General features: G+C 36.5%; 19 protein-coding genes and 1 tRNA gene. 11 read left to right on the plus strand and 9 right to left on the minus strand.

All coding sequences use genetic code 11. The features are described from left to right. The first annotated feature begins 17 nt into the window (after positions 1-17). The 11 genes from mraY to ACJJVP_RS10100 all read left to right on the plus strand — a co-directional run bounded on the left by mraY (position 18) and on the right by ACJJVP_RS10100 (position 11179). The gene (mraY, locus tag ACJJVP_RS10050; RefSeq protein ID WP_036156187.1) at positions 18-1238 is read left to right on the plus strand and encodes a phospho-N-acetylmuramoyl-pentapeptide-transferase; all 1221 of its coding nucleotides are present in this window, start codon (positions 18-20) and stop codon (positions 1236-1238) included. Next, a complete protein-coding gene (gene murD / locus ACJJVP_RS10055) occupies positions 1238-2572 on the plus strand; it encodes a UDP-N-acetylmuramoyl-L-alanine--D-glutamate ligase (RefSeq protein ID WP_405413305.1) in 1335 nt (444 codons plus the stop codon). Before mraY ends, murD begins: the two co-directional genes overlap by 1 nt. Before the next feature lies 1 nt (position 2573). Continuing rightward, positions 2574-3782: an FtsW/RodA/SpoVE family cell cycle protein gene (locus ACJJVP_RS10060; protein ID WP_396633593.1), complete on the plus strand. Its 1209-nt coding sequence runs from the start codon at positions 2574-2576 to the stop codon at positions 3780-3782. Beyond that, positions 3769-4857, plus strand: coding sequence for an undecaprenyldiphospho-muramoylpentapeptide beta-N-acetylglucosaminyltransferase (gene murG, locus ACJJVP_RS10065; protein WP_405413309.1), 1089 nt, complete (start codon positions 3769-3771; stop codon positions 4855-4857). The genes ACJJVP_RS10060 and murG overlap by 14 nt, the downstream gene beginning before the upstream one ends. A gap of 1 nt (position 4858) precedes the next feature. Then, positions 4859-6214: a UDP-N-acetylmuramate--L-alanine ligase gene (gene murC, locus ACJJVP_RS10070; RefSeq protein WP_405413311.1), complete on the plus strand. Its 1356-nt coding sequence runs from the start codon at positions 4859-4861 to the stop codon at positions 6212-6214. Further along, positions 6204-6923: a cell division protein FtsQ/DivIB gene (locus ACJJVP_RS10075; RefSeq protein WP_405413313.1), complete on the plus strand. Its 720-nt coding sequence runs from the start codon at positions 6204-6206 to the stop codon at positions 6921-6923. Before murC ends, ACJJVP_RS10075 begins: the two co-directional genes overlap by 11 nt. Positions 6924-6927: 4 nt before the next feature. Further along, the gene (gene ftsA / locus ACJJVP_RS10080; RefSeq protein WP_036156175.1) at positions 6928-8271 is read left to right on the plus strand and encodes a cell division protein FtsA; all 1344 of its coding nucleotides are present in this window, start codon (positions 6928-6930) and stop codon (positions 8269-8271) included. Positions 8272-8314: 43 nt separating this feature from the next. Beyond that, the gene (gene ftsZ / locus ACJJVP_RS10085; protein ID WP_405413316.1) at positions 8315-10228 is read left to right on the plus strand and encodes a cell division protein FtsZ; all 1914 of its coding nucleotides are present in this window, start codon (positions 8315-8317) and stop codon (positions 10226-10228) included. A gap of 89 nt (positions 10229-10317) precedes the next feature. Further along, entirely contained in the window at positions 10318-10761 is a 444-nt protein-coding gene (locus ACJJVP_RS10090) for a GatB/YqeY domain-containing protein (RefSeq protein WP_396633599.1), read from the plus strand. Between the two features lie 54 nt (positions 10762-10815). Then, positions 10816-10889: transfer RNA gene (locus tag ACJJVP_RS10095), tRNA-Arg, on the plus strand. Positions 10890-11014: 125 nt separating this feature from the next. Beyond that, positions 11015-11179 (plus strand): hypothetical protein, encoded by a 165-nt coding sequence (locus ACJJVP_RS10100; RefSeq protein ID WP_405416163.1) that lies wholly within the window; start codon positions 11015-11017, stop codon positions 11177-11179. A 1281-nt stretch (positions 11180-12460) separates the two neighbouring features. On the opposite strand, the gene ACJJVP_RS10105 is transcribed toward ACJJVP_RS10100, so the two are convergent. The 9 genes from ACJJVP_RS10105 to rpsO all read right to left on the minus strand — a co-directional run bounded on the left by ACJJVP_RS10105 (position 12461) and on the right by rpsO (position 24209). Then, positions 12461-13438: a YpdA family putative bacillithiol disulfide reductase gene (locus tag ACJJVP_RS10105; protein ID WP_405413319.1), complete on the minus strand. Its 978-nt coding sequence runs from the start codon at positions 13436-13438 to the stop codon at positions 12461-12463. Next, complete coding sequence (rpe, locus tag ACJJVP_RS10110; protein ID WP_405413322.1) at positions 13435-14085, minus strand: ribulose-phosphate 3-epimerase; 651 nt, start codon at positions 14083-14085, stop codon at positions 13435-13437. Before rpe ends, ACJJVP_RS10105 begins: the two co-directional genes overlap by 4 nt. Positions 14086-14168: 83 nt before the next feature. Beyond that, positions 14169-17279 (minus strand): glycosyl hydrolase, encoded by a 3111-nt coding sequence (locus ACJJVP_RS10115; protein WP_405413323.1) that lies wholly within the window; start codon positions 17277-17279, stop codon positions 14169-14171. Positions 17280-17550: 271 nt separating this feature from the next. Then, positions 17551-18003 carry a tRNA (cytidine(34)-2'-O)-methyltransferase gene (locus ACJJVP_RS10120; RefSeq protein ID WP_405413325.1) on the minus strand — a complete coding sequence of 151 codons (453 nt, stop codon included), beginning with the start codon at positions 18001-18003 and terminating at the stop codon, positions 17551-17553. After that, positions 18003-18227, minus strand: a complete 225-nt coding sequence (locus tag ACJJVP_RS10125) for a VF530 family DNA-binding protein (RefSeq protein ID WP_036156159.1) — start codon at positions 18225-18227, stop codon at positions 18003-18005. Before ACJJVP_RS10125 ends, ACJJVP_RS10120 begins: the two co-directional genes overlap by 1 nt. A gap of 29 nt (positions 18228-18256) precedes the next feature. Continuing rightward, positions 18257-20239 (minus strand): type I pullulanase, encoded by a 1983-nt coding sequence (pulA, locus tag ACJJVP_RS10130; protein WP_405413328.1) that lies wholly within the window; start codon positions 20237-20239, stop codon positions 18257-18259. A 253-nt stretch (positions 20240-20492) separates the two neighbouring features. After that, positions 20493-21356, minus strand: a complete 864-nt coding sequence (locus ACJJVP_RS10135) for an RNA polymerase sigma factor RpoD/SigA (RefSeq protein WP_036156158.1) — start codon at positions 21354-21356, stop codon at positions 20493-20495. 160 nt (positions 21357-21516) lie between these two features. Next, the gene (locus tag ACJJVP_RS10140; protein ID WP_036156157.1) at positions 21517-23733 is read right to left on the minus strand and encodes a polyribonucleotide nucleotidyltransferase; all 2217 of its coding nucleotides are present in this window, start codon (positions 23731-23733) and stop codon (positions 21517-21519) included. Positions 23734-23939: 206 nt separating this feature from the next. Further along, positions 23940-24209 (minus strand): 30S ribosomal protein S15, encoded by a 270-nt coding sequence (rpsO, locus tag ACJJVP_RS10145; protein WP_036156156.1) that lies wholly within the window; start codon positions 24207-24209, stop codon positions 23940-23942. Between the last annotated feature and the right edge of the window lie 25 nt (positions 24210-24234).

Genomic DNA, 24234 nt, shown 5'->3' on the forward strand with positions numbered 1-24234 from the left:
GCAAGAATACAGATTATATGTTAACCTACCTGTTCGAATATTTAGAAAAACAATACCAGTTGCCTGGAGCTTCGCTGTTTCAGTTCAGCACATTCCGTGCGGCAATGGCTATTCTGTTTTCATTGATGATTGCAACAGTGTACGGTAAGCGTGTAATTCTATTTCTACAAAAGCAACAAGTAGGAGAGACCATTCGCGATTTAGGATTAGATGGTCAAAAGCAAAAGGCAGGTACGCCAACAATGGGTGGGGTTATCATCATCATGTCCACATTAATACCGGTATTGCTGTTTGCAAGGTTAGAGAATATTTACATTATACTATTGATATTCACCACATTGTGGATGGGAGCAATCGGTTTTTTAGATGATTACATCAAAGTATTTAAAAAAAACAAAGAAGGGTTAAAAGGTCGTTTTAAGGTTTTAGGGCAGATAGTATTAGGCCTAATAGTAGGTGCAGTACTTTATTTTCACCCAGAGGTGACCATGCGTGATCATGACAAAACAATTATTACGCAAGACTATACGGTAGAACAAGTAAAAGGCGCTGAGATTAAGTCGACAATGACAACAGTACCTTTTTTTAAGAATAATGAGTTTGATTATGGTAGTCTAATATCATGGGCAGGCGATGGAGCAAAAGAATATGCGTGGTTACTGTTTATACCAATTATCATTTTGATAGTAACTGCAGTATCTAACGGCGCAAATTTAACCGATGGTATAGATGGTCTCGCTGCGGGTACATCCGCAATCATTGTATTTACGCTGGGCATTTTTGCCTTGGTATCTGGTAACATCATTTTTTCTGATTATTTAGACATTATGTACATACCACGAGTAGGTGAGTTGCTGGTATTCATTACCGCTTTTGCTGGAGCCTTGATTGGATTCTTATGGTATAATGCATTCCCGGCACAAGTATTTATGGGCGATACGGGTAGTTTGACAATTGGTGGCGTAATTGCTGTAATTGCAATTATAGTGCGTAAAGAATTATTGATACCGGTGTTATGTGGAATCTTCTTTGCGGAGTCGCTTTCAGTGATGATACAAGTAGGGTATTTTAAATACACAAAGAAAAAATTTGGTGAGGGTAGACGTATATTTTTAATGTCTCCATTACATCACCACTACCAGAAAATGGGATACCATGAAAGTAAGATCGTAACCCGTTTTTGGATTGTAGGTATACTATTGGCAATTGTAACTGTAGTGACCTTAAAAATTAGATAATGGCATTACTGGTAGTTCTTGGAGGAGGAGAAAGTGGAGTAGGAACAGCCATTTTAGGATTGAAAAAAGGATATGATGTATTTGTATCCGATAAAGGAAAAATTAAAGAGAAGTATAAAAACGTTCTTGAACATTTTGGAATTGATTGGGAAGAAGAACAGCATTCTGAAGACCGTATACTAAAAGCCGATTTGGTAATGAAGAGTCCGGGTATACCGGACAAAGTACCCTTGGTAAAGCAGTTGGTGGCAAAAGGTGTTCCTGTAATATCAGAGATAGAATTTGCATCAAAATACACAGATGCAAAAATTATTGGTATCACAGGTAGCAACGGAAAAACAACGACTACCATGCTAACCAACCACATTTTGGCAAATGCCGAATTGAAAGTGGGTATGGCAGGAAACATTGGTGATAGCTATGCGAAAATGGTTGCAGAGAATGATTTTGAGTATTACGTGCTTGAGATCAGCAGTTTTCAATTAGACGGCATAGTAGATTTTAAACCACAAATTGCCGTGATTACGAATATTACACCAGATCACTTAGATCGGTATGAATATGAGTTTGAAAACTACATAGCATCGAAATTTAAAATTGCAGAAAACCAAGACGAAAACGATTATTTGATTTATGATGCAGATGATACAGTTTTGGTAGAATGGCTGAACAAGCACCCGGTTAAATCAAAATTAATGCCCTTTTCATTGAATAAAGTAGTTGAACAAGGCGCATTTATAGAACAAAACGAGATAATAATAAAAACAACAACAGACACTATTAGCATGACGAAGAACACTTTGGCCTTAGAAGGTCAGCACAATGTAAAGAACACAATGGCAGCGGCAACAATTGCCAAATTAGTCGGTATCCGTAAGGAGACGATAAGAGCTTGTGTTTCTAATTTTCAAGGGGCTCCCCACCGTTTGGAAAAGGTGTTGAAAATACATCATGTGGAATATATCAATGACTCAAAAGCAACGAATGTAAACGCTGCTTATTACGCATTGGATAGCATGAAAACACCTACTGTTTGGATCGTAGGTGGTGTAGATAAGGGCAATGAGTACATGGAGTTAATGCCATTGGTACGTGAAAAAGTAAAAGCGATCATTTGCTTAGGTGAGGATAATGAAAAGATCAAGCATGTATTTGGTAATGCTGTAGATCTATTGGTAGAAACCTATGCCATGGAAGAAGCTGTGAAAGTAGCTTATAAAATTGCGGAGCGTGGCGATACTGTTTTGTTATCACCGGCATGTGCAAGCTTTGATTTGTTTAAGAACTATGAAGATCGTGGAGATCAATTTAAGAACTGTGTAAAGAACCTATAAGGTGTTGAATATATTTCAAAATATAAAAGGAGATAAAGCTATTTGGGCCATTGCGGCGCTCTTGGCCTTATTTTCATTTCTACCAGTATATAGTGCCAGTAGTAATTTGGTATATGTTGTAGGTAGTGGTACGCCGGTTGGGCACTTGGTAAAACATGCCATACTGTTGTTTTTAGGCTTTGGAATAATTTACGGGGTACATAAAATACCTACGCACTTTTTTAAAGGGCTATCCATGATAGCGCTACCCATAGTGTTGGTATTGCTCATATTCGTATTGGCGCAAGGTACATCAAGTGGTGGTACCAATGCCAGTCGTTGGATTCGTCTGCCTTTGGTAGGTTTCGGTTTTCAGCCCTCTAACTTGGCGGCAGTAGTATTAATGATATATGTGGCGCGTTATTTCTCTAAGGTTAGAGATATTAAAATAACGTTTACAGAAAGCATTGTGCCATTGTGGTTGCCTGTATTTGCTGTAGTGGCGTTAATATTACCAGCTAACTTTTCAACTGCTGCCATTGTTTTCTCCATGGTTATGGTATTGTGTTTTTTAGGAGGATATCCTATGAAATACTTATTAGGAATCGTAGGAACGGGAATAGTGTGCTTGTCCATATTCATATTAACGGCAAAAGCTTTCCCGGATTTGTTTCCAAATAGAGTGGATACATGGATGAGCCGTATAGATAGTTTCTCTAATCCTGAAGATTCAGAAGGAACCTATCAAATAGAAAGAGCAAAAATAGCCATAGCTACAGGTGGAGTAATGGGTAAAGGAGCGGGTAAAAGTGTGCAAAAGAACTTTTTACCTCAGAGTTCATCAGATTTTATCTATGCGATTATCGTTGAAGAATATGGTTTAATAGGTGGATTTATTTTGATGCTATTTTACTTGTTTCTGTTGTTTAGGATAGTGGTCGTCGCTAACGGATGTGCATCGATCTTTAGCAAATTATTAGTGCTAGGGGTAGGATTACCTATTGTTTTTCAAGCACTGATAAACATGGCTGTTGCGGTAGAATTATTTCCGGTAACGGGACAGAATTTACCATTGATCAGTAGTGGTGGTACCTCTAGTTGGATGACCTGTTTGGCGATAGGTATCATTTTAAGTGCAAGTAATAAAAGTATTGCGCAGGAGAGTGCTTCTGGCAATGATGTTGATATAGATGAAACGAACCCTTTAGAGATTTTAAGTGGGCAGTTATAAGTTCATTTTGTCAGGAGGAGGTACTGGCGGACATATTTATCCGGCCATTGCCATAGCGAACGAATTGAAAAGGAGATATCCTGATGCGGAGTTTTTGTTCGTAGGGGCGAAGGATAGAATGGAGATGGAGAAAGTGCCGCAAGCAGGATATAAAATAGAAGGATTGTGGATTACGGGAATTCAGCGGAAGCTGACCCTTAAAAATCTACTTTTTCCAATAAAATTGATAAGTAGTTTAATGAGAGCAAATAGCATCGTATCGAAGTTTAAACCACACGCCGTAATTGGTACGGGTGGTTTTGCTAGTGGTCCGTTGTTAAAAATGGCAACCACTAAGGGTATACCTTGTGTATTGCAAGAACAGAATTCCTTTGCTGGTATTACCAATAAACTATTAAAAGACAAAGTGAAAAAAATATGCGTGGCCTATGATGGCATGGAGAAGTTTTTTCCTAAAGATAAAATTGTAAAAACGGGTAATCCTGTACGTTCAGATTTAGTGGAATTGAAAGCTACTAAAAATGAAGCTTTACAGTATTTTGAATTGAATGCCGATAAGAAAACACTTTTAGTATTAGGTGGAAGTTTAGGGGCAAGACGCATCAACCAATTGGTAGCCGATCATTTAGAATATTTTGAGGCATTAGGATTGCAAGTGATATGGCAATGTGGAAAAGGGTATTACGAAACCTATAAATCGCATCAGTCAGAGAATATTAAAGTACATGCTTTTTTAAATTCGATGGATAAAGCTTATGTAGCTGCAGATTTCATCATTTCAAGAGCAGGTGCAGGTGCGGTGTCAGAATTGTGTTTGGTTGGGAAACCAACATTCTTTATTCCGTCGCCAGTTGTAGCGGAAGATCACCAGACCATGAATGCATTATCTCTTGTTGGTCATAATGCTGCAATTATGGTGAGGGAGAAAGAACTTGATACAACATTTAAAACGGAGTTTGAATCTGTATTTAAATCCGCAGAAAAGCAACAAGAATTATCAAAGAATATTAAGTCGTTGGCATTACCAAATGCAACATCTGATATCTGCGATGAAATAGAAAAATTGATCAAATAAAATGAACGTAACGCAAATACATAGGGTTTATTTTATAGGCATTGGGGGCATAGGTATGTCTGCTTTGGCGCGTTATTTTGCGTTCATTGATAAAGCGGTTGCCGGGTACGATAAAACCGAAACTCCGCTTACACAAGAATTGGCAGGTTCAGGTATGAATATTCACTATACTGATGATATTGAAGCAGTGCCAGATGAATATAAGAATGACAAAGAGCATACCTTGGTAGTGTATACGCCAGCGATACCTTCTAGTCACTCTGAATATCAGTATTTTTTAAATAATGGGTTCACGATTAAGAAACGCTCAGAGGTACTTGGTTTAATTACCAAAGACTCTTTCTGTTTGGCAGTTGCCGGTACACATGGTAAAACAACGACCTCTAGTATTCTGGCACATTTGTTAAAAGAAACAGGAGTAAAAATGACGGCGTTCTTAGGCGGAATTTCAGAAGATTTTAATAGTAATTTCCTTTTAGAAGGAATAGACTATTCGGTAGTCGAAGCAGATGAGTTTGATCGTTCATTTATGCAGTTGACGCCAAATGTAGCGTGTGTTACGTCTATGGATGCTGATCACCTCGATATTTATGGTGATGCGCAAGAATTGGAAAGAACATTTGTTGATTTTACCAAACGCTTAAAACCGGGTGGTAAACTATTTGTTCGTAATGGTTTGCCTTTAGAAGGGTTGACCTATGGTATAGAAGACGATTCGGATTATTGCATTCGAAACATAAAAATAGAACATGGCACCTACATATTCGATTTGGAGACCCCTGACCTTAAACTAGAAGGGGTTGAATTCAACAAACCAGGTAGACATAATCTGTTGAACGGTTTGGTAGCTTTCGCAATGGCGATGCAAGCAGGTTCCCCACCGCATCGCCTTGCAGAGGCATTAGCAACATTTAAAGGAGTGCAAAGGCGTTTTTCGTACAAAATCAAAAATGATGATTTCGTTTTTATAGATGATTATGCGCATCACCCAACAGAAATAAATGCTGTTTTTGAAGCAGTTGCAGAAATGCATCCGAATAAAAAAGTATTGGCGATTTTTCAGCCACACTTGTTTTCAAGAACACGTGATTTTGCAGATGAGTTTGCAAAAAGCTTGTCGCAATTCCAGAATATATTGTTGCTGGATATCTATCCCGCTAGAGAAGAACCACTTAAAGGGGTAACATCAGAATGGTTGTTGGAAAAGGTAAATAGCGGTAATAAAAAATTAATTTCGAAAGAACAAATCCTTTCTGAAATAAAAAAACAGGATCCTGATGTTTTACTAACAATGGGAGCTGGAGATATAGGTTTAGAAGTTGTTAAAATTAAAAAAGAAATGTCGTATGCAGGTTAATTGGAATTTTATAAAGTTAGCGGCTTTAGTTCTAGTAATCATGGGGTTATATGCTTTTTCAAATGAGCGTAATAGCGCTAAAAATGTTACGGGAATGAAGGTAGAATTCATTGGGGATCAAAATTTGTACCTCACTGAAGGAGCGGTTAATAAATTGTTAATACAAAATTACGGTAGCCTTGATAATGTGCCTAAAGAAAATATAGTTTTGAATACTGTAGAAAAGGCCCTTGAGGCCAATGAAATGGTGAAAAGTGCACAAGTCTATTTAACAATAGATGGTCAGCTAACGTCTAAAATTGTTCAAAGGAAACCAATAGGGCGCATAGAAGGGAACACAAAGTTCTATTTGGACGATGAAGGAAAGAGAATGCCTCTTTCAAATAATCATTCGGCTAGAGTTCCTATCATCACAGGCAATATCAGTGGTAAAAGCCTTGAGGATGTTTATGTCATATTGGAACACATAAATATGGATGATTTTTTTCGGGAATCTGTAATTGGTATTCATATCAAAGGAGAAGAAGAATATCAGTTACGATTAAGGCTTAACAATTTTGTTGTAAACATAGGCGGTATTGAAGATTTAGATGCCAAGTTTAGCAATTTTAAGGCATTTTATGCCAAAGCGAACAAGGATGAGACCTTGGAGGATTATGCAGAAGTAAGTTTAGAATTCAATAACCAGGTGGTGTGCACTAAAATATAATAAAATGGAACAAACTAAATATTCAGTCGGTTTAGACATAGGAACAACGAAAATCGTTGCCATAATCGGAAAACAAAACGAATATGGTAAAATTGAGATTTTGGGTATCGGTAAGTCCAAAAGTTTAGGTGTACACAGAGGGGTGGTAAATAACATTACCCAGACCATAAAATCTATACAGCAGGCAGTTGAAGAGGCAGAAGCAAACTCTGGTCTTAAGATTGGATCTGTTGTTGTTGGTATTGCCGGTCAGCATATTAGAAGTCTACAGCACAGCGATTACATCACCAGAAAAGATTCTGAGGAGGTAATAGGAGAAGAAGATGTAGACTTGTTATGTAATCAAGTGCACAAATTGATTATGCTACCAGGTGAGGAGATTATTCATGTGTTACCACAAGAATACAAAGTTGACGGGCAAGCTGAAATCCGTGAACCTGTTGGTATGTACGGTGGTAGGCTAGAAGCTAATTTTCATGTAGTAGTTGGTCAGGTTGTTTCCATTAAAAACGTAGGTCGTTGCATTAAAAGTGCAGGATTGGATTTAGGTAATATAACACTAGAGCCATTAGCATCATCTGACGCAGTACTGAGTCAAGAAGAAAAAGAAGCTGGTGTAGCATTAATTGATATAGGTGGTGGTACAACTGATCTTGCCATTTTTAAAGATGGTATTATTAGGCATACCGCAGTAATACCTTTCGGTGGCGGAGTCATTACGGAAGATATTAAAGAAGGATGTTCGATTATTGAGAAGCAAGCCGAATTGTTGAAAACAAGATTTGGTTCTGCTTGGCCAGGCGAGAACAGAGATAATGAAATTGTGTCCATACCAGGCTTACGTGGTAGAGAGCCAAAAGAGATCTCGTTGAAAAATCTATCTAAGATTATTCACGCCCGTGTAGTTGAAATTATTGAGCAAGTGTATGTAGAAATCAAAAACTACGGTCACGAAGAGCAAAAGAAAAAATTGATTGCAGGTATCGTGTTAACAGGTGGTGGTAGCCAGTTGAAGCATTTAAAGCAATTAGTAGAATATATAACAGGTATGGATACTCGTATAGGGTACCCTAACGAACACTTGGCTGGCGATTCTGATGAAGAAGTTGCTAGTCCATTGTACGCAACAGCTGTTGGTCTTTTAATGAATGCCATTAAAAACCAAGAGAAGTTGAAATTGACGCAAGAAGAGATTTTACAAGAACAGGAACTAGAGCAAGAAGAAGAGTTGGTATATGCAGATCGTGATACGGAAGCAGTAGCTCGCCCTAACTTGCATAAAGAAAGAAAATCCGTTTTTGATAAGTGGTCTGAAAAATTGAAAGAATTTTTAGATAACGCAGAGTAATAAGCATAGCATAAGAGAATACATAACCAGTAATAATTAGAATATGAGTAAGAACAGCGAATTTGATAATATCTCCTTTGATCTACCAAAGAATCAAAGCAACGTTATAAAAGTCATTGGTGTAGGTGGCGGTGGTAGTAATGCCATTAATCACATGTTCCAGGCAGGAATTAACGGAGTTGATTTTGTAATCTGTAATACGGATTCTCAGGCTTTAGACAATAGTCCGGTGCCAAACAAAATACAATTAGGTGTGTCATTAACAGAAGGTTTGGGTGCTGGTGCCAATCCTGAAGTAGGTGAACAAGCTGCCATGGAAAGCATGGAAGAGATTAAAAGTATGTTGGATACAACTACTAAAATGATATTCATTACTGCTGGTATGGGCGGGGGAACAGGAACTGGTGCTGCTCCCGTAATTGCCAAGTTTGCAAAAGAAATGGATGTTCTTACTGTTGGTATCGTTACTATGCCGTTTCAATTCGAAGGTAAAATGAGAGTTGAGCAGGCACAACGTGGTATTGAGAAATTGCGTAATAATGTCGATTCGCTGATCGTCATTAATAACAATAAATTAAGAGAAGTATACGGTAACCTTGGTTTTAAAGCTGGGTTCTCTAAGGCTGATGAAGTATTGGCAACTGCTGCTAGAGGTATTGCAGAAGTTATTACACATCACTATACACAAAACATAGATTTACGTGATGCTAAAACAGTACTATCAAATAGTGGTACTGCTATCATGGGATCTGCTATTTCATCTGGTTCTGCTAGGGCTAATGAAGCGATTATGAAAGCATTGGATTCTCCGTTGTTGAACGATAACAAGATTCAAGGAGCTAAAAACGTATTGTTATTGATTGTTTCTGGTGCACAAGAAATCACAATTGACGAGATTGGTGAAATCAATGATCATATTCAAATAGAAGCAGGATACGGAGCAAACATTATTATGGGTGTTGGTGAAGATGAGAGCTTAGGTGAGGCTATTGCTGTAACGGTAATTGCTACTGGGTTTAATATTGAGCAACAAGATGATATTGTAAATACCGAGTCTAAGAAAATTATCCATACGTTAGAAGAAGGACAACGAGCAGAAGCAATGTTGTTATCTAACCAAAAAACAGTTCATACTTTAGAAATGGACGACGAGGAAGAGGAGGTAAAACAAGTCAAACCCGTAAAAAAGTATGAGTTCGTTGAGGAAGAAGATTTTGACTTGATACCTACAACGAACTATATTAAAAATTTCAATGTTTTTTACGAGGAAGTATTAGCTGAAAATGTTTCAGAAGAAGATTTTGTAATAGTAGATGCACCATCCGCTTTTAGAGATATTGAAGTAGTTGATCCAGAAGAATTACAAGTTGATGAGAAAGATGATCAATTCGCAGTAGGGTTCGATAGATCATCAAAAGATGAAGAGGAGAAAGATAATGTAATCATGTTTGACTTACATGATGAGGTAAAAGATATTGATGTAAAAGAAAGCATTGAAATTGTACCGGTCTTAGAATATAATAAGAATGGTGAAAAACGCTATAGCTTGGATGACTATATGCAGTTAGAGAGTAAACTGACTGGAGCAAAGTCTAAAGCAGAAGAATTTGAGCCAAAGGTTGTTGAAGATGAGTTGGTATTTGAAAGAAAGACAGTAGCACCAAGTAGGGAGGCAAGTCCGGAGGAACCGTTAGATCCAATGGAAACTCCTATTGAAGAATTGTTGAGAGATAGAGCTGACGAACGCAGAAGAAAACTAAAAGATTTCAATTATAAGTTTAAAAACAACGCGCCTACAAGTTATGACGAAAAGAAGCCGGCATACCAAAGACAAGGAGTTGATTTGAATGAAAGCTCAAGAGAAAAAAAGATTTCTAGAACCTCTTTAAGCGGAGATAGTAATGATGATATTCAGTTAAGATCTAACAACTCATTTTTACATGATAATGTAGACTAATAGTAAGTCTTACGATATTTTTAAAACCCGAAAACTAATATAGTTTTCGGGTTTTATTTTTTATCTTCGCAGACCAAAATAAAAGAGATATGGCTTTGCAGCAAAGAGTAATGGAACAGTTGAAATTAGCAATGAAAGCAAAGGATTCCGTAGCGCTAGAATCGCTTAGAGCTATAAAATCTGCATTGTTGGTTGCAAGTACGAGTGGAGGTGAAGAAATTACCGAAGATGACGAAATACAGATTGTACAGAAATTGGTAAAACAAAGAAAAGATAGTGCAGCCATTTTTATAGAACAAGGAAGACAAGATCTTGCTGATCCAGAATTAGCCCAGATTGCTGTAATAGAGCAATTTTTGCCAGAACAACTTACTGAAGAAGAAGTAGAAAAGGTTGTAGTTCAAACTATAGATGCTACCGGTGCTTCAGGTATGAAAGATATGGGTAAGGTGATGGGGATTGTTTCTAAGGAATTAGCTGGTCAAGCAGATGGTAAGTTGATTTCTACAATCGTAAAAAAGAAATTGGCATAATATAGATTCGTATTAGGGCATTTTTAATTTTGCTAATTGCTATTAAAAAATTATGGCCTCGTGGCGCAACTGAATAGCGCATCAGATTTCGGCTCTGAGGGTTGGGGGTTTGAATCCCTTCGAGGTCACTTAAATCCAAGGTCTTGCTTTTGCAAGACCTTTTTTATTTTAAATTATGTTTTACGTATATATTTTAAAAAGTGAAGTTGATGGTCGTTTATATAAAGGAATGACTACGGATTTATAGAAAAGAATAGAACAACATAATTTAGGTAAGAATAAATCTATTAAAGGTTTTTTACCGTCGGTTATGGTTTATAAAGAAGAATTTGAAACTAGAGTTGAGGCAAGAGCAAGAGAAAAATACTTTAAATCAGGAATTGGTCGTGAGTACTTAAAAAGTATTCTTGATGATTAATGTTAGCGTATCAGACCTGCCTGCCGGCAGGCAGGTTTCGGCTCTGAGGGTTGGGGGGTTGAATCCCTTCGAGGTCACTTAAATTTAAGGTCTTGCTTTTGCAGGACCTTTTTTTTGTTTTAAATAATGCGATTGTTTTAATTTGGTGATTGTACTTTTTGACGAACGCATATCTGTATACCTGTGTTACTATGTTTTGATGCTGTTATTTTTGAATATTAAAGTACAGTTAGATAATTAAATATTATTATTCTATATAGTGTAAGCTCAAATTGTAATGGCCCTTAATGAATAGTTGTTTAATAATCTTCTGTTTGCTTACATCAATAATTTGAAACATTATATAGGTTTAGAAATAAATACACTTTTTTTGACTATCCATTTTATCATTTAGTAAGGGCGAAAATTAAATATTGATACGTTTTTCTGTTTTTATTCGAGTAATAGATGGAGGAGATGATGAGTATTTGAAGCTTGTTTTGTTTTTTAAATTATGGTTTGTAGTTTAAAATACTAGCAGGGTTATAAACAGAATATGTTACTTAATGCTGCAGTGGGTTTAATGGTTGAATTATCACCTCATTTTATCCTACTCCAACCCTGTCAAAATCATGCAGTTATGAGGTGGTCAAAAAACTTTCGTTTTTTATTTTAAAAAATGGTTGTGTAATTAATAATAGTGTGTACATTTGCACCCCGCAAACGAGGAAGATGATTTTGGAATCGGGAGTAGGAAATAGGTTCTTATGTATGTTGTATTCCGAACAGGGAAGTTAAGACCGTTTGCGCCGATGGTACTGCTATACCAAGTGGGAGAGTAGGTAGCCGCCTTTTTCGAAAGCCCTTTACAGTAATGTAAGGGGCTTTTTTTATGGAATAAAGTCAAGGTTTAGAAGAGAGGGATATCCTTGGAATACCAAGGAACATTGTTACCGTTAATAAAGCTACTACTACTACTACTACTACTACTACTACTACTACTACTACTACTACTACTACAGCTGCAAATTTTTTAAATGTAGTATTTTGTATCCCTAATATTGAGAATAATAGTCAGGAGTTTGATGTACGTAATAGCTATGGCTTTATGTATGCCGTATTTGGTTTTTGCCATGCTGACAAGCAATATTTCTTGTCTTTACTGAGTCAAGGTTAGCAGAACCGGTACCGTAGAAAATCTTATGATTAAGTTTGTTATTAAGTAAATATATATCTGTTTTATAGATTACCTATTATTTGCTTTACCATTAGCTACCATAAATCAGGTGATTATGATTGTAATTATACTGTAATAGAATCTGTAACAATATTTTTTATAATCATTTTTGCATGTATTCTAGAGTTCTCAATAAACCATTTATGTGTTTCCATACCACCACAAATAACACCTGCCAAGTAAAGTCCTTTAATGTTGGTTTCCATAGTGTCAGGATTATATTCAGGTAGTTTTTTCTCATTATCACTGATGTTTACTCCTAGTTTCTCTAAGAAATCAAAATTTGGCTTATATCCTATTAGTGCCAAAACAAAATCATTTTGTATTTCTAATTCCTTATCATTTGAAGTTAAAGTAATGGCATCTTTGGAAATTGATTTTACAGTGGTATTAAAATAAGCTTTTATGCTACCTTCTTCAATACGGTTAATGATATCTGGTCTTACCCAATATTTAACCCTTTTGCCAACTTCCGGTCCTCGTATGATCAAAGATACTTCAGCACCTTTTCTGTAGCATTCTAAGGCAGCATCAATGGCAGAGTTGCTTGCGCCAATAACTGCTACTTTCTGACCTGAATAATAATGTGGGTTATCATAATAATGAACAACCTTATCTAAATTCTCTCCTGGAACATTTAATAAGTTAGGAATATCATAGAATCCTGTAGCTACTACAATTTGTTTTGAAATGTATGTGTTCTTGTCCGTTGTTATGGAAAATGTATTATTGTTTTTCTGAACGTTCTCTACTTTTTCAAAAAGATGCATATTCAGTTTGTTGGAAGTGACGATACGTCGGTAATATTCTAAGGCTTCATCTCGTTTAGGCTTAGCTTCGTTACTTATAAAAGGAATTTCGTCAATTTCCAATTTTTCAGATGAAGAGAAAAATTGCATATTACTAGGGTAATGAAAAAGAGAATTCACGATAGGCCCTTTTTCGATGATAAGATAAGAGAGTCCGTTTTTCTTTGCTTCTAATCCACATGCAATACCAATAGGTCCTCCACCAACAATTACAATATCAAATTCCGTTTTCATCCCTTTAATTCTTTTATGGTGGCGGTTGGGTCTTCACTTTTGAATACAAAACTACCGGCAACTAATATATCTGCACCGGCATCCATTAATTGTTTTGAATTTGCAGAAGTTACCCCACCATCAATTTCAATTAATGCAGATGATTTTTTTCTGGTAATCAATTCCTTTACCTTTTTTATTTTTTCATAAGTATTAGCGATAAACGATTGTCCGCCAAAACCTGGGTTAACACTCATAATCAATACTAAATCTATATCTTGAATAATATCTTCTAATAGCATTACATTGGTATGAGGGTTCAGGGCAACACCTGCTTTCATCCCTAAAGCTTTAATAGCTTGTATGGTTCTATGTAAATGGGTGCAAGCTTCGTAATGTACGGTTAGGATATGAGCGCCTAAATTTGCAAACTCCTCTAGATATCTGTCAGGGTCTACAATCATTAAATGTACGTCTAAAGGCTTAGTGGCATATTTATGTATTGCTTTGACCACAGGCATACCGTAAGATATATTTGGCACAAAAACTCCGTCCATAACATCGATATGGTGATATGTTGCTTCACTGGCGTTTACCATTTCTACATCGTGTTGTAGATTTCCAAAGTCTGCTGCTAAAAGTGATGGCGCTATACTTGCCTTTTTCATGATATATAACCTTTGTAATTAAATACAAAAATACGGATTTGTATTTCGTTCAACAGTCGTTTTTAAATTAGCTTTAACTCTATTTAATCAATTTTACTTCCACCATATTTAGTGAGTATGGGATTAATTTTTGACTTGTATTGCTTCATAATAGTGTTCAACTTGTTCAATTCAACATCTAGTTCTGCCGATAGTTCTTTGTAAACTTTGTAAGCCCCGTTTGTAGGTTTTGCTTCACCTGATTCTACACTTCTTCTTAATGATGCTAATCTATTATTTAGTTTTATTGGAAAGTTTAATGGATCCTGACCTGATTGATTTTTCACTTGATATAGACTTTCCTCAACTTCGGTTAACTCATTTAAGAAAGGGGTGATGTTCTTATCGTAGTCATCAATAGCATCTTTTGCATCACCAAGGGTCTTTTTAATTTCTCTAATCTTAATAACCGCTTCATTGGCAGCCGAAGTTTTACCCATTATTTTGTTGGATAACTCAAACTGTTCATCTAAATCTTCTTTGGTTATTCCTTTTAGATTTGGATCCATTTTTATTTCAAACGCATATGTTTTTTCATAATCCCCTGATTTCATTTTTACTTTATAAGTCCCTAAAGGAGCTTTTGGTCCGCGTGCAGGTCTTGCACTCCAAATGATCATTCCTTCAAAAGTAGTAGCACCTTGATACCTCATGTCCCAAGTAAAATTGTTTATTCCTTTTGCTGTGGTAGGTTTTGTAGACCCTCCTTTTAACCAATAAGGTAAGTTAGGGTCAACTTCATATTTAGGTTTACTACCAGTAAATGTATTTATGAGTTTATCATTAGTGTCATAAATTACAAAGGTGATGGTGTCTTTTTCTTCCTTTAAATAATATTGAATAGAAGCATTTGTCAATCCTCTTAAAGCATTGGTTGGTTTAAAAAGTACAGCTTCTTGATCTTCCATTTCAGAAGTAAACTGTCTTAAGGGTTGAATATCATCAAGAATCCAAAAGCCTCTACCGTGGGTTCCTAAAACGACATCATTATCTTTAATGACTAAATCCCTAACTGGAGTATCAGGTAATTCCAATTGAAGACTTTGCCATAATTCCCCGTCGTTCATTGAAAAATATACTCCGTGTTCAGTTGCTAAAAATAGAAGTCCTTCTCTAACAGGGTCTTCGCGAACCGCTCTTGCAAAGTGCCCATCTTCTATTCCGTTAATAATTTTTGTCCAAGTTTTTCCATAATCATGTGTCTTAAAAACATAAGGTTGTCTATCATCTTCTTGGTATCTATTCGCTGCAACGTATAATGTTCCTGGATTGTGAATAGATTCATCAATAATACTAACTCTAGAGAATTTTGGTAATTCTTTAGGAGTAATGTCTGACCAATTTTTACCGCCATCTCTAGTAATGTGAATTTTACCATCGTCTGAACCTGCCCATATAGTATTAATGTCATGGTTAGATGGAGCAAGAGCAAAAACCGTAGCGTAAATTTCAGGTCCGTTCATATCCATGGTAATAATACCACCCGTTTTACCTAAGGTTGATGGGTCTGCATAGGTTAAATCTGGACTGATTTTTTCCCAAGATTGTCCATCATTCGAAGTTTTCCAAACATGCTGTGAACACGTGTACATTACATTTTCATCTTTTGGTGCAAACATGATAGGAAACGTCCATTGCCAACGTTCAGGTAAGGCGCTAGCAGGCTCGCCCGAGAAAAATCGTGGATATACCTGTATGTCTCTAGATTGACCATTACTTCTGTCATATCGTGTCAATAGTGCACCTTGACTACCTGCATAAAATATGTCTAAATTGGTTGGGTGCTGGGTAATCCAACCACTTTCACCACCACCAACAGCGTATGCCCAACCATCACCTTGGCCTCTTGCTTGCATATGCTCCCAACCATCGCTTGGTACGGCAATCGTACTGTTGTCTTGTTGTGCACCTGCCACATGGTAAGGTACATCGTTAGTGGTCATTACGTGGTACAACTGTGTGGTTGTGTAGTCTTCTTCTGTCCAGGATTTTCCGCCGTTTAAACTAACAACGCCACCGCCATCATTAGAAGAAATCATACGGTCTGGATTATTAGGGTCTATCCAAAGATCATGATTGTCTCCGTGAGGCACCTTAATTTTTGTATCAAATGTTTCGCCTCCGTCTGTAGATTTCCAAAAGTTTACATTGAGTCCGTAAACTATATCTTTATTCAATGGGTCGGCATAAATTCTAGAATAGTAAAAAGCACGTTGTCTAAGTTTACGCTCATCATTTGTTCTTTTCCAAGTTTTACCCGCATCGTCTGAACGAAAAACTCCACCTTCATTAGCTTCGACAATTGCCCAAACGCGATTAGAATCTGCCGGAGAAACGGTTACTCCAATTTTTCCTAACGGACCTTCTGGCATACCTGGATTTTTTGAAAGATCTGTCCAGGTTTCACCAGCATCTGTAGACTTCCATAGTTTACAATCTGTACCGCCGCCCCACATTTTCCAAGCCTTACGCTGCACTTGCCAAGTACTGGCATATAATACATTTGGGTTGTTGCGGTCAATGATCAAATCTACGGCACCAGCCTTATCACTCACATAAAGTGTTTTGTTCCATGTTTTACCACCGTCAGTACTTTTAAAAACACCACGTTCTTCATTATCGCCATATGGATGACCTAGGGCTGCAACATATACAATTTCAGGATTTGTGGGATGAATTCTAATTCTAGAAACCGCCTGAGTTTCTTCTAGTCCTAAATGCTTCCATGTTTCACCGGCATCTATAGATTTGTATACACCATCGCCTTGCGTTATGCTACCACGTAATTGTACTTCGCCCATACCGATGTATACGATATCAGGATTTGTCTCAGCTACCGCTACAGCGCCAACAGAAGAGCTGGTTATTTGACCGTCTGTAACTGGTTTCCATTCATTACCGCCATCAGTAGTTTTCCATAATCCACCACCAGTTGCACCAAAATAATATTCATTAGGTCTGCTAGGGCTACCGGCAGAACCTAAAGAACGCCCGCCACGTACAGGTCCAATATTACGCCATTCTAAATTGTCATAAAAAGCTTTGTTGAGCGTTGTTTGCGGGTTGGTTTTTTTATTTTTCTTTTTTTGAGCGAGTAAAGAGCTACAAATAAATAAAAAAGATAAAATAAAAACGAGAGATGATTTTGAGTTCATTGTAGTCGTTGTTTGTTTGGTAGATTGATTTATTACTAGCTTGAAAATAATAATTTAATCTGCCAATAATAAGCGATAGGAAAATTTTAACGAGGATAGCACTCATTTAATATGGTAAGCTTATTAAATGATGTTTGTCTTAAGAATACTCTTAGAATACACTAATTATTTTGCTATTTCCATAGTTATGAAATGTAGCTATTAGCAAACGGAGAATAAATAGAATGAATATAAAATTACTAAGACAAAATAAACAAGAAGGTAATAGCTGCTATTCTATTTGTCTTAAACCTTCGTAAATTGAAATTGCAACTGCATTGGCTAAATTAAGACTGCGGATATGTTTACTGTATAAGGGAATTTTTACAGCTTTATCCTCATTGTCATTTAAAATAGATTTTGGCAAGCCAACAGATTCTTTGCCAAAGACTAAAAACATATCTTCTTCAAAATCAATTTCCCAATGATTTTTAGTTGCGCTAGCAGAAAAGAAAATCATTTTCTTTTCTTTATTCTGCTCAAAGAATTCATCAACATTCTCGTACATAATTACATTTAAATGCTGCCAATAATCAAGCCCTGCCCTTTTTAAGCGTTTGTCTGTAAGTTCAAACCCGAAAGGTTTTACCAAGTGTAGAGTAGAACCTGTGCCAAGTGCTAGTCTGCCAATATTTCCTGTATTATTGGGAATTTCAGGTTCTATAAGTACAATATTAAATCCCATTATTTTTTAAAAGATTGAAGGTATAAATGTTCCACTTTTTCACGTGCCCATGGTGTTCTACGTAAAAACTTCAAGCTAGATTTTATGGACGGATTACTCTTAAAACAGTTTATATTGACCTGACCGGCTAAATCTTCCCATGAATACTTTTCTGTAAGTTCTTCTAGAATAGTTGCCAATTTTACACCGTGAAGTGGATTGTTGGGTTGAGAATCTGAGCTCATGATAGTTTTTTATTTAGTAGGAATTACTTTTATTTTTGAAAAGCAATGTACATTGATAGTACTGGAACCTTAATATGGTTTTTCAAAAAAGTTGAACCTTCAAAATCAAAGGTACTACCAGAAACCGCTTCTTGCCAAATTCCTTCTATTTTATAATCTATTATTTCGTTGGATGCATTGTATATGACTAAAATTTTCTCCCAGCTATCGCCATTTGCATTGTCTTCCAAAATAAATGAAACTAGCGAATCATTAGTCTTTTGAAATATTAGATGTTTACGAATATCTGAACCTTTGGTCATATAAAAAGCCGGATGTTCTTTTCTAAGTTTGATTAGATTTTTATAGTATTCAAAAACCTCCATATATTCATTTTTCCTGTTCCAATTTATTTGGTTAATACTATCAGGTAAATTGTATGAATTGTGTTCGCCATTTTTTGTACGAAGCATTTCTGAACCCGCATGTAAAAATGGAGTTCCTTGTGATGTGAGAACAATGGCATTTGCCAATTTATCCATAGCAATTAAGTTCTTAGAATCTGTATTAGGTCTTGAGATTTTTAGTTTGTCAAAAAGCGTATGATTGTCATGACAAGAAACGTAGTTTACAGATTGCCAAGGTTCGTTAGCCCAGGGGGCTTCAGAATAGTTTACACTGTTATAATTAATTTGGGGATGTTGAATAGCACCTACAATCCCGAATTTTATTGATTCTTCCGTTTTTACAGCTCCACTCACAAAACCTAAGCTTTCATCTTCAAAAACAGAACCTTTTAATCCGTCACGTAAATCATCACTAAAGGCAGCAAATTTTGGAATTTGTTGCATGTATTTTTTGAGCGTTCTCTTTTCTTCAGGTAATGGGGAATCTTTGGCAGTCCATCCTTCGCCATATAATAGTGCGTTAGGATTTATTTTTAAAATTTCCTTAGCAATGATGTTCATGGTTTCAATGTCATGAATGCCCATAAGATCAAAACGAAATCCATCAATATGATATTCTTTAGTCCAGTGTAAAACAGATTCAATCATGAATTTGCGCATCATTGGGCGCTCAGAGGCAGTTTCGTTACCACAAGCAGCAGCATCTGAATACGAGCCATCTTCCCAATGTCTGTAATAATAATTTGGCACTTCCTGATTAAAGTTAGATTCATCCGTTTTGCCGGTATGGTTATAGGCAACGTCCATAATAACACCAATGCCATTAGCATGAAAAGTTTGAACCATTTGTTTAAATTCTTTAATACGAACTTCTGCAATAAAAGGATCAGTAGAAAAGGAACCTTCAGGAACATTATAGTTTTGAGGGTCATATCCCCAATTAAATTGCGGGGTGTTTAAGTTGGCTTCGTCAATGGAATAATGGTCGAAAGACGGTAAAAGATGTACATGAGTAATGCCCAATTCCTTTAAGTGGTCTATGCCCGTAGTAATTTGGTTAGGGCTTTTAGTTCCGGTTTCAACTAGGCCTAGATAGGTTCCTGGCATAGAAGACCCAGATTGGGGATGAATTGTCATGTCTCTAATATGAAGCTCGTAGATAATAGCTTCGTTTTGGTAATTGAGCGCTGGGGAGATATCATTTTGCCAATTCTTAGGGTTGGTTTTTTCCATATCAACAACCATTGCTTTATTTCCGTTTACTCCAACAGCTTGTGCGTAAATTCCTGGAGTTTCATTAAGCCATTTGTTATCTGATTTAACTTGAAAAGTATAGTAAATTCCGTTTAAATCGCCATCAACGTTAATTACCCAAATACCCTCGTCGCCCTTGTTTAGGGAATATTTTGCATATGATTTAGAGTTGTTTCCGGTTCTATAGAGTCTTAAAATCACTTCTTCTGACTTAGGGGACCAAAGTTTAAATAAAGTTGATTTTTGACTGTATTGCGCCCATAAATTTTCTTTAACAGGGGTAGGGTAGCTGCCAAAATCAGTATTATTTTTATGGTGATTACAGGAATTAAAGTACATGAAAACTATTGAAATTAGTAGTGTGTATTTCATTGAAATGGTAATGATGCTCTAAGATAAGGAAAGAAATTTTGGGGATAATTGTTGTTTAGGGTTAGCTAAGTAAATAATAATGAAACTATTATAAATGAAAAAACTCCGGTAATCAGCCGGAGTTTATTCATCAATCAAAAAACGAACAGTCATGATAAACTGTTGTTACCGTTAAAATTACAATTAATATGCCATATTACCAATTTAGGGAATATTTAACGTGTAATTTTTATAGCTTGAACGCTAAGAGTTTTTAACCCAAATACGTTTTTAATATTTTACTTCTAGAAGTATGCTTTAAACGTCTAATTGCTTTTTCTTTAATTTGACGAACTCTTTCTCTAGTAAGATCAAAAGTTTCACCAATTTCTTCTAAGGTCATAGAATGCTGGTTAGCAAGACCAAAGTATAAACGAATTACATCTGCCTCACGTGGCGTTAATGTTTCTAAAGCACGCTCAATTTCTGTACGTAAAGACTCATGTAACAATTCTCTATCTGGATTAGGAGATTCACCACTACGAAGTACATCATAAAGGTTAGAATCTTCACCGTCAATAAGAGGCGCATCCATAGATACGTGTCTACCTGAGTTTTTCAATGATTGTTTTACGTCATCAACAGTCATGTCCAATTCTTTTGCAATTTCTTCAGGAGAAGGCATTCTTTCATGCGCTTGCTCAAGGAAAGCAAAAGTTTTATTGATCTTGTTGATAGAACCAATTTTGTTCAAAGGCAAACGAACGATACGAGATTGTTCTGCCAATGCTTGTAATATAGATTGACGGATCCACCATACGGCGTAGGAGATAAATTTAAATCCCCGCGTTTCGTCAAAACGCTGTGCAGCTTTGATTAATCCAAGGTTACCCTCGTTAATCAAATCTGGCAAAGTAAGGCCTTGGTTTTGGTACTGCTTCGCAACTGAAACCACGAATCTGAGGTTGGCTTTGGTGAGTTTTTCAAGAGCGATCTGGTCGCCTGCCTTGATACGTTGTGCCAACTCTACTTCTTCATCAGCGGTAATCAAGTCTACTTTTCCAATTTCTTGTAAGTACTTGTCCAAAGATGCGGTCTCTCTATTGGTGACCTGTTTTGTAATCTTAAGCTGTCTCATTAAAATAAATTAAGTTCAGTTTGCATAGACTGCATATACTTATACGTAAAAAACTTCCGAATGTTACAATTCAATCAAAAAAAGTTCATTTTTCCGTTGAACTACATAAAAAAAGCCTCGACTGTTTAGTCGAGGCTTTAAGAATTACCTTACAAAAGAATTAATCTCTTCTTGGTTTTCTATCGCGATTACGATCGTTTCCACGACGGTCATCTCTTCTTTTATCATCACGTGGTGGTCTTTCAACAAAACCTTCTGGTTTTGGTAAAAGTGCTTTACGAGAAACTTTTTCTTTACGAGTACGCTTATCTATACCGAAATACTTAACGTCAAATACATCGCCCATGTTTACAACATCAGCTACATTTTCCGTACGTTCCCAAGCTAGTTCACTTACGTGTAATAATACTTCATTACCAGGAGCATCCATATATTCTACAACTGCACCGAAATCAAGCATCTTAATAACTTTTACTTCGTAAACGCTACCAACTTCTGGCTTGAACAAGATAGAATCTATTTTTGCCATTACAGCATCAATACCTTTTCTACCAACACCTAATATTTCAACTATACCTTCTTCAGTAACTGGATCTTCGTTTATAACGATAGTTGTCTCAGTTTCTTTCTGCATTTCTTGAATCACTTTTCCTCCAGGACCAATTAATGCACCAATGAATTCATTAGGAACACGTCTAGATACCATTGTAGGAGCGTGATCTTTAACATCTTCGTTAGGTGTAGAAATAGTTTCGGTAATTTTTCCTAAGATATGTAAACGACCTTCGCGAGCTTGTTTTAAAGCATTAACAAGAATCTCATAAGAAAGACCTTTTACTTTAATATCCATTTGGCAAGCCGTAATACCGTCTGCAGTACCTGTTACTTTAAAATCCATATCACCTAAGTGATCTTCATCACCTAAGATATCTGATAATACAGCATACTTTCCAGAATCTGCATCAGAAATTAATCCCATTGCAATACCTGATACTGGTTTTTTCAATTGAACCCCAGCATCCATCATTGCCATAGTACCAGCACAAACAGTAGCCATAGAAGAAGAACCGTTAGATTCTAAAATCTCAGAAACTACACGTACTGTGTAAGGACAATCTTCAGGAACCATTCCTTTCAATGCACGTTGAGCCAAGTTACCGTGACCAACTTCTCTACGAGATGTTCCACGAATAGGTCTTGCTTCACCAGTTGAAAAAGGAGGGAAGTTATAGTGTAAATAGAAACGCTCTTCACCTTCGTAAGATGGCATGTCTATTTGGTTTGCTTCTCTACTTGTACCTAAAGTAACTGTAGCTAAAGCTTGAGTTTCTCCACGAGTAAAGATAGAAGAACCGTGTGTAGATGGTAAATAGTTTACCTCACACCAAATTGGTCTGATCTCATCAGTCTTACGACCATCTAATCTTAAACCTTCGTTCAACGTTAAGTCACGTACAGCGGCTTTTTCAGCTTTACTGTAGTATTTAGAAATTAATCCGCCAAAATCAGCTTGCTCTTCTTCAGAGAAAGAAGCTTTGATTTCTTCTTTGATTTCGCCAAAAGCAGCGCTACGCTCATGTTTTGCAGAACCTGCTTGAGCAACAGCGTATACTTTATCATAAGCCATGTCATGAATTTTCTTAGCTAGATCAGCATCTTCACGTTCTGGCTCGTACTCACGTACATCTTTTTTACCGAAAGCTTTAGCTAAAGCTTCTTGAGCAGCACATTGAACCTTAATAGCTTCATGGGCAAACTTAATGGCTTCGGTCATTTCTTCTTCAGAAATCTCATCCATCTCACCTTCAACCATCATTACAGAATCAGCAGAAGCACCGATCATCATATCAATGTCAGACTCTAATAATTGAGCACGGGTTGGGTTGATAACGAATTCACCGTTTACACGACCAACTCTAGCTTCAGAGATAGCACATTCAAAAGGGAAATCTGATAATTGAATAGCGGCAGAAGCAGCCAAACCTGCCATTGCATCTGGCATAACGTCTTCATCATGAGACATTAACTGAATCATCACTTGAGTTTCTGAGTGATAATCTTTAGGGAATAACGGACGTAAAACACGATCCACTAAACGCATGGTTAAAACTTCACCGTCACTTGGTCTTGCTTCTCTTTTGAAGAAACCACCTGGGTAACGACCTGCAGCTGCAAATTTTTCACGGTAATCTACCGTTAGTGGAAGAAAGTCCACATCACTTTGTTTGTAGTTGGAAACAACTGTACATAATAACATACATTTTCCTGATTGAACAACAACAGATCCGTGTGCCTGTTTTGCCAATTTTCCTGTTTCGATAGAAATTTCTCTACCGTCACCAAGGTCTATGACCTCTTTAAATACTTTTGGAATCATAAAATTCGATTAAAATTTGCATCATGCAAATTTGTTAAACAATGGTCTTTCCGACTGAAATTTCTCTGGTCGGAGTTGTTGTGTTGTTGTGTTGACCAATGAAAAACCGTGTGTAGCTTTTTGTTCTCCTTTGCCAAATATTTGGCTTAAACTCCTAAGGCGGGAGTATTAAAAAAGGGGATAGCTAGCTATCCCCTTTTGCAATATTATTTTCTAATACCTAGCTCTTTAATTAGCTCTCTGTATTTTACAATATCATTTTTAATCATGTAATCAAGAAGACTTCTTCTTTTACCCACGAGCTTTACTAATGAACGCTCTGTGTTGTAATCTTTATGGTTCTTTTTCAAGTGACCAGTTAAGTGATTAATTCTGTGTGTAAACAAAGCAATTTGTCCTTCTGTAGAACCAGTGTTTGTTTCGCTACCGCCGTGTTTTTTGAAAATTTCGGCTTTTACTTCTTTTGATAAATACATTCCAATATTATTTTAAATGATTTTT

The organism is Maribacter sp. Asnod1-A12, assembly GCF_045063735.1.
In the GTDB taxonomy this organism is placed as follows: domain Bacteria; phylum Bacteroidota; class Bacteroidia; order Flavobacteriales; family Flavobacteriaceae; genus Maribacter.

Bases quoted from the DNA above. Each gene is read 5' to 3' on its own strand.
- ftsZ (WP_405413316.1), top strand. From the start codon at position 8,315: ATGAGTAAGAACAGCGAATTTGATAATATCTCCTTTGATCTACCAAAG.
- rpe (WP_405413322.1), bottom strand. From the start codon at position 14,085: ATGAAAAAGGCAAGTATAGCGCCATCACTTTTAGCAGCAGACTTTGGA.
- mraY (WP_036156187.1), top strand. From the start codon at position 18: ATGTTAACCTACCTGTTCGAATATTTAGAAAAACAATACCAGTTGCCT.
- murD (WP_405413305.1), top strand. From the start codon at position 1,238: ATGGCATTACTGGTAGTTCTTGGAGGAGGAGAAAGTGGAGTAGGAACA.
- ACJJVP_RS10090 (WP_396633599.1), top strand. From the start codon at position 10,318: ATGGCTTTGCAGCAAAGAGTAATGGAACAGTTGAAATTAGCAATGAAA.
- ACJJVP_RS10135 (WP_036156158.1), bottom strand. From the start codon at position 21,356: ATGAGACAGCTTAAGATTACAAAACAGGTCACCAATAGAGAGACCGCA.
- rpsO (WP_036156156.1), bottom strand. From the start codon at position 24,209: ATGTATTTATCAAAAGAAGTAAAAGCCGAAATTTTCAAAAAACACGGC.
- murC (WP_405413311.1), top strand. From the start codon at position 4,859: ATGAACGTAACGCAAATACATAGGGTTTATTTTATAGGCATTGGGGGC.
- ACJJVP_RS10140 (WP_036156157.1), bottom strand. From the start codon at position 23,733: ATGATTCCAAAAGTATTTAAAGAGGTCATAGACCTTGGTGACGGTAGA.
- ACJJVP_RS10125 (WP_036156159.1), bottom strand. From the start codon at position 18,227: ATGAGCTCAGATTCTCAACCCAACAATCCACTTCACGGTGTAAAATTG.
- ACJJVP_RS10115 (WP_405413323.1), bottom strand. From the start codon at position 17,279: ATGAACTCAAAATCATCTCTCGTTTTTATTTTATCTTTTTTATTTATT.
- ACJJVP_RS10075 (WP_405413313.1), top strand. From the start codon at position 6,204: ATGCAGGTTAATTGGAATTTTATAAAGTTAGCGGCTTTAGTTCTAGTA.
- ACJJVP_RS10105 (WP_405413319.1), bottom strand. From the start codon at position 13,438: ATGAAAACGGAATTTGATATTGTAATTGTTGGTGGAGGACCTATTGGT.
- ftsA (WP_036156175.1), top strand. From the start codon at position 6,928: ATGGAACAAACTAAATATTCAGTCGGTTTAGACATAGGAACAACGAAA.
- pulA (WP_405413328.1), bottom strand. From the start codon at position 20,239: ATGAAATACACACTACTAATTTCAATAGTTTTCATGTACTTTAATTCC.
- ACJJVP_RS10120 (WP_405413325.1), bottom strand. From the start codon at position 18,003: ATGGGATTTAATATTGTACTTATAGAACCTGAAATTCCCAATAATACA.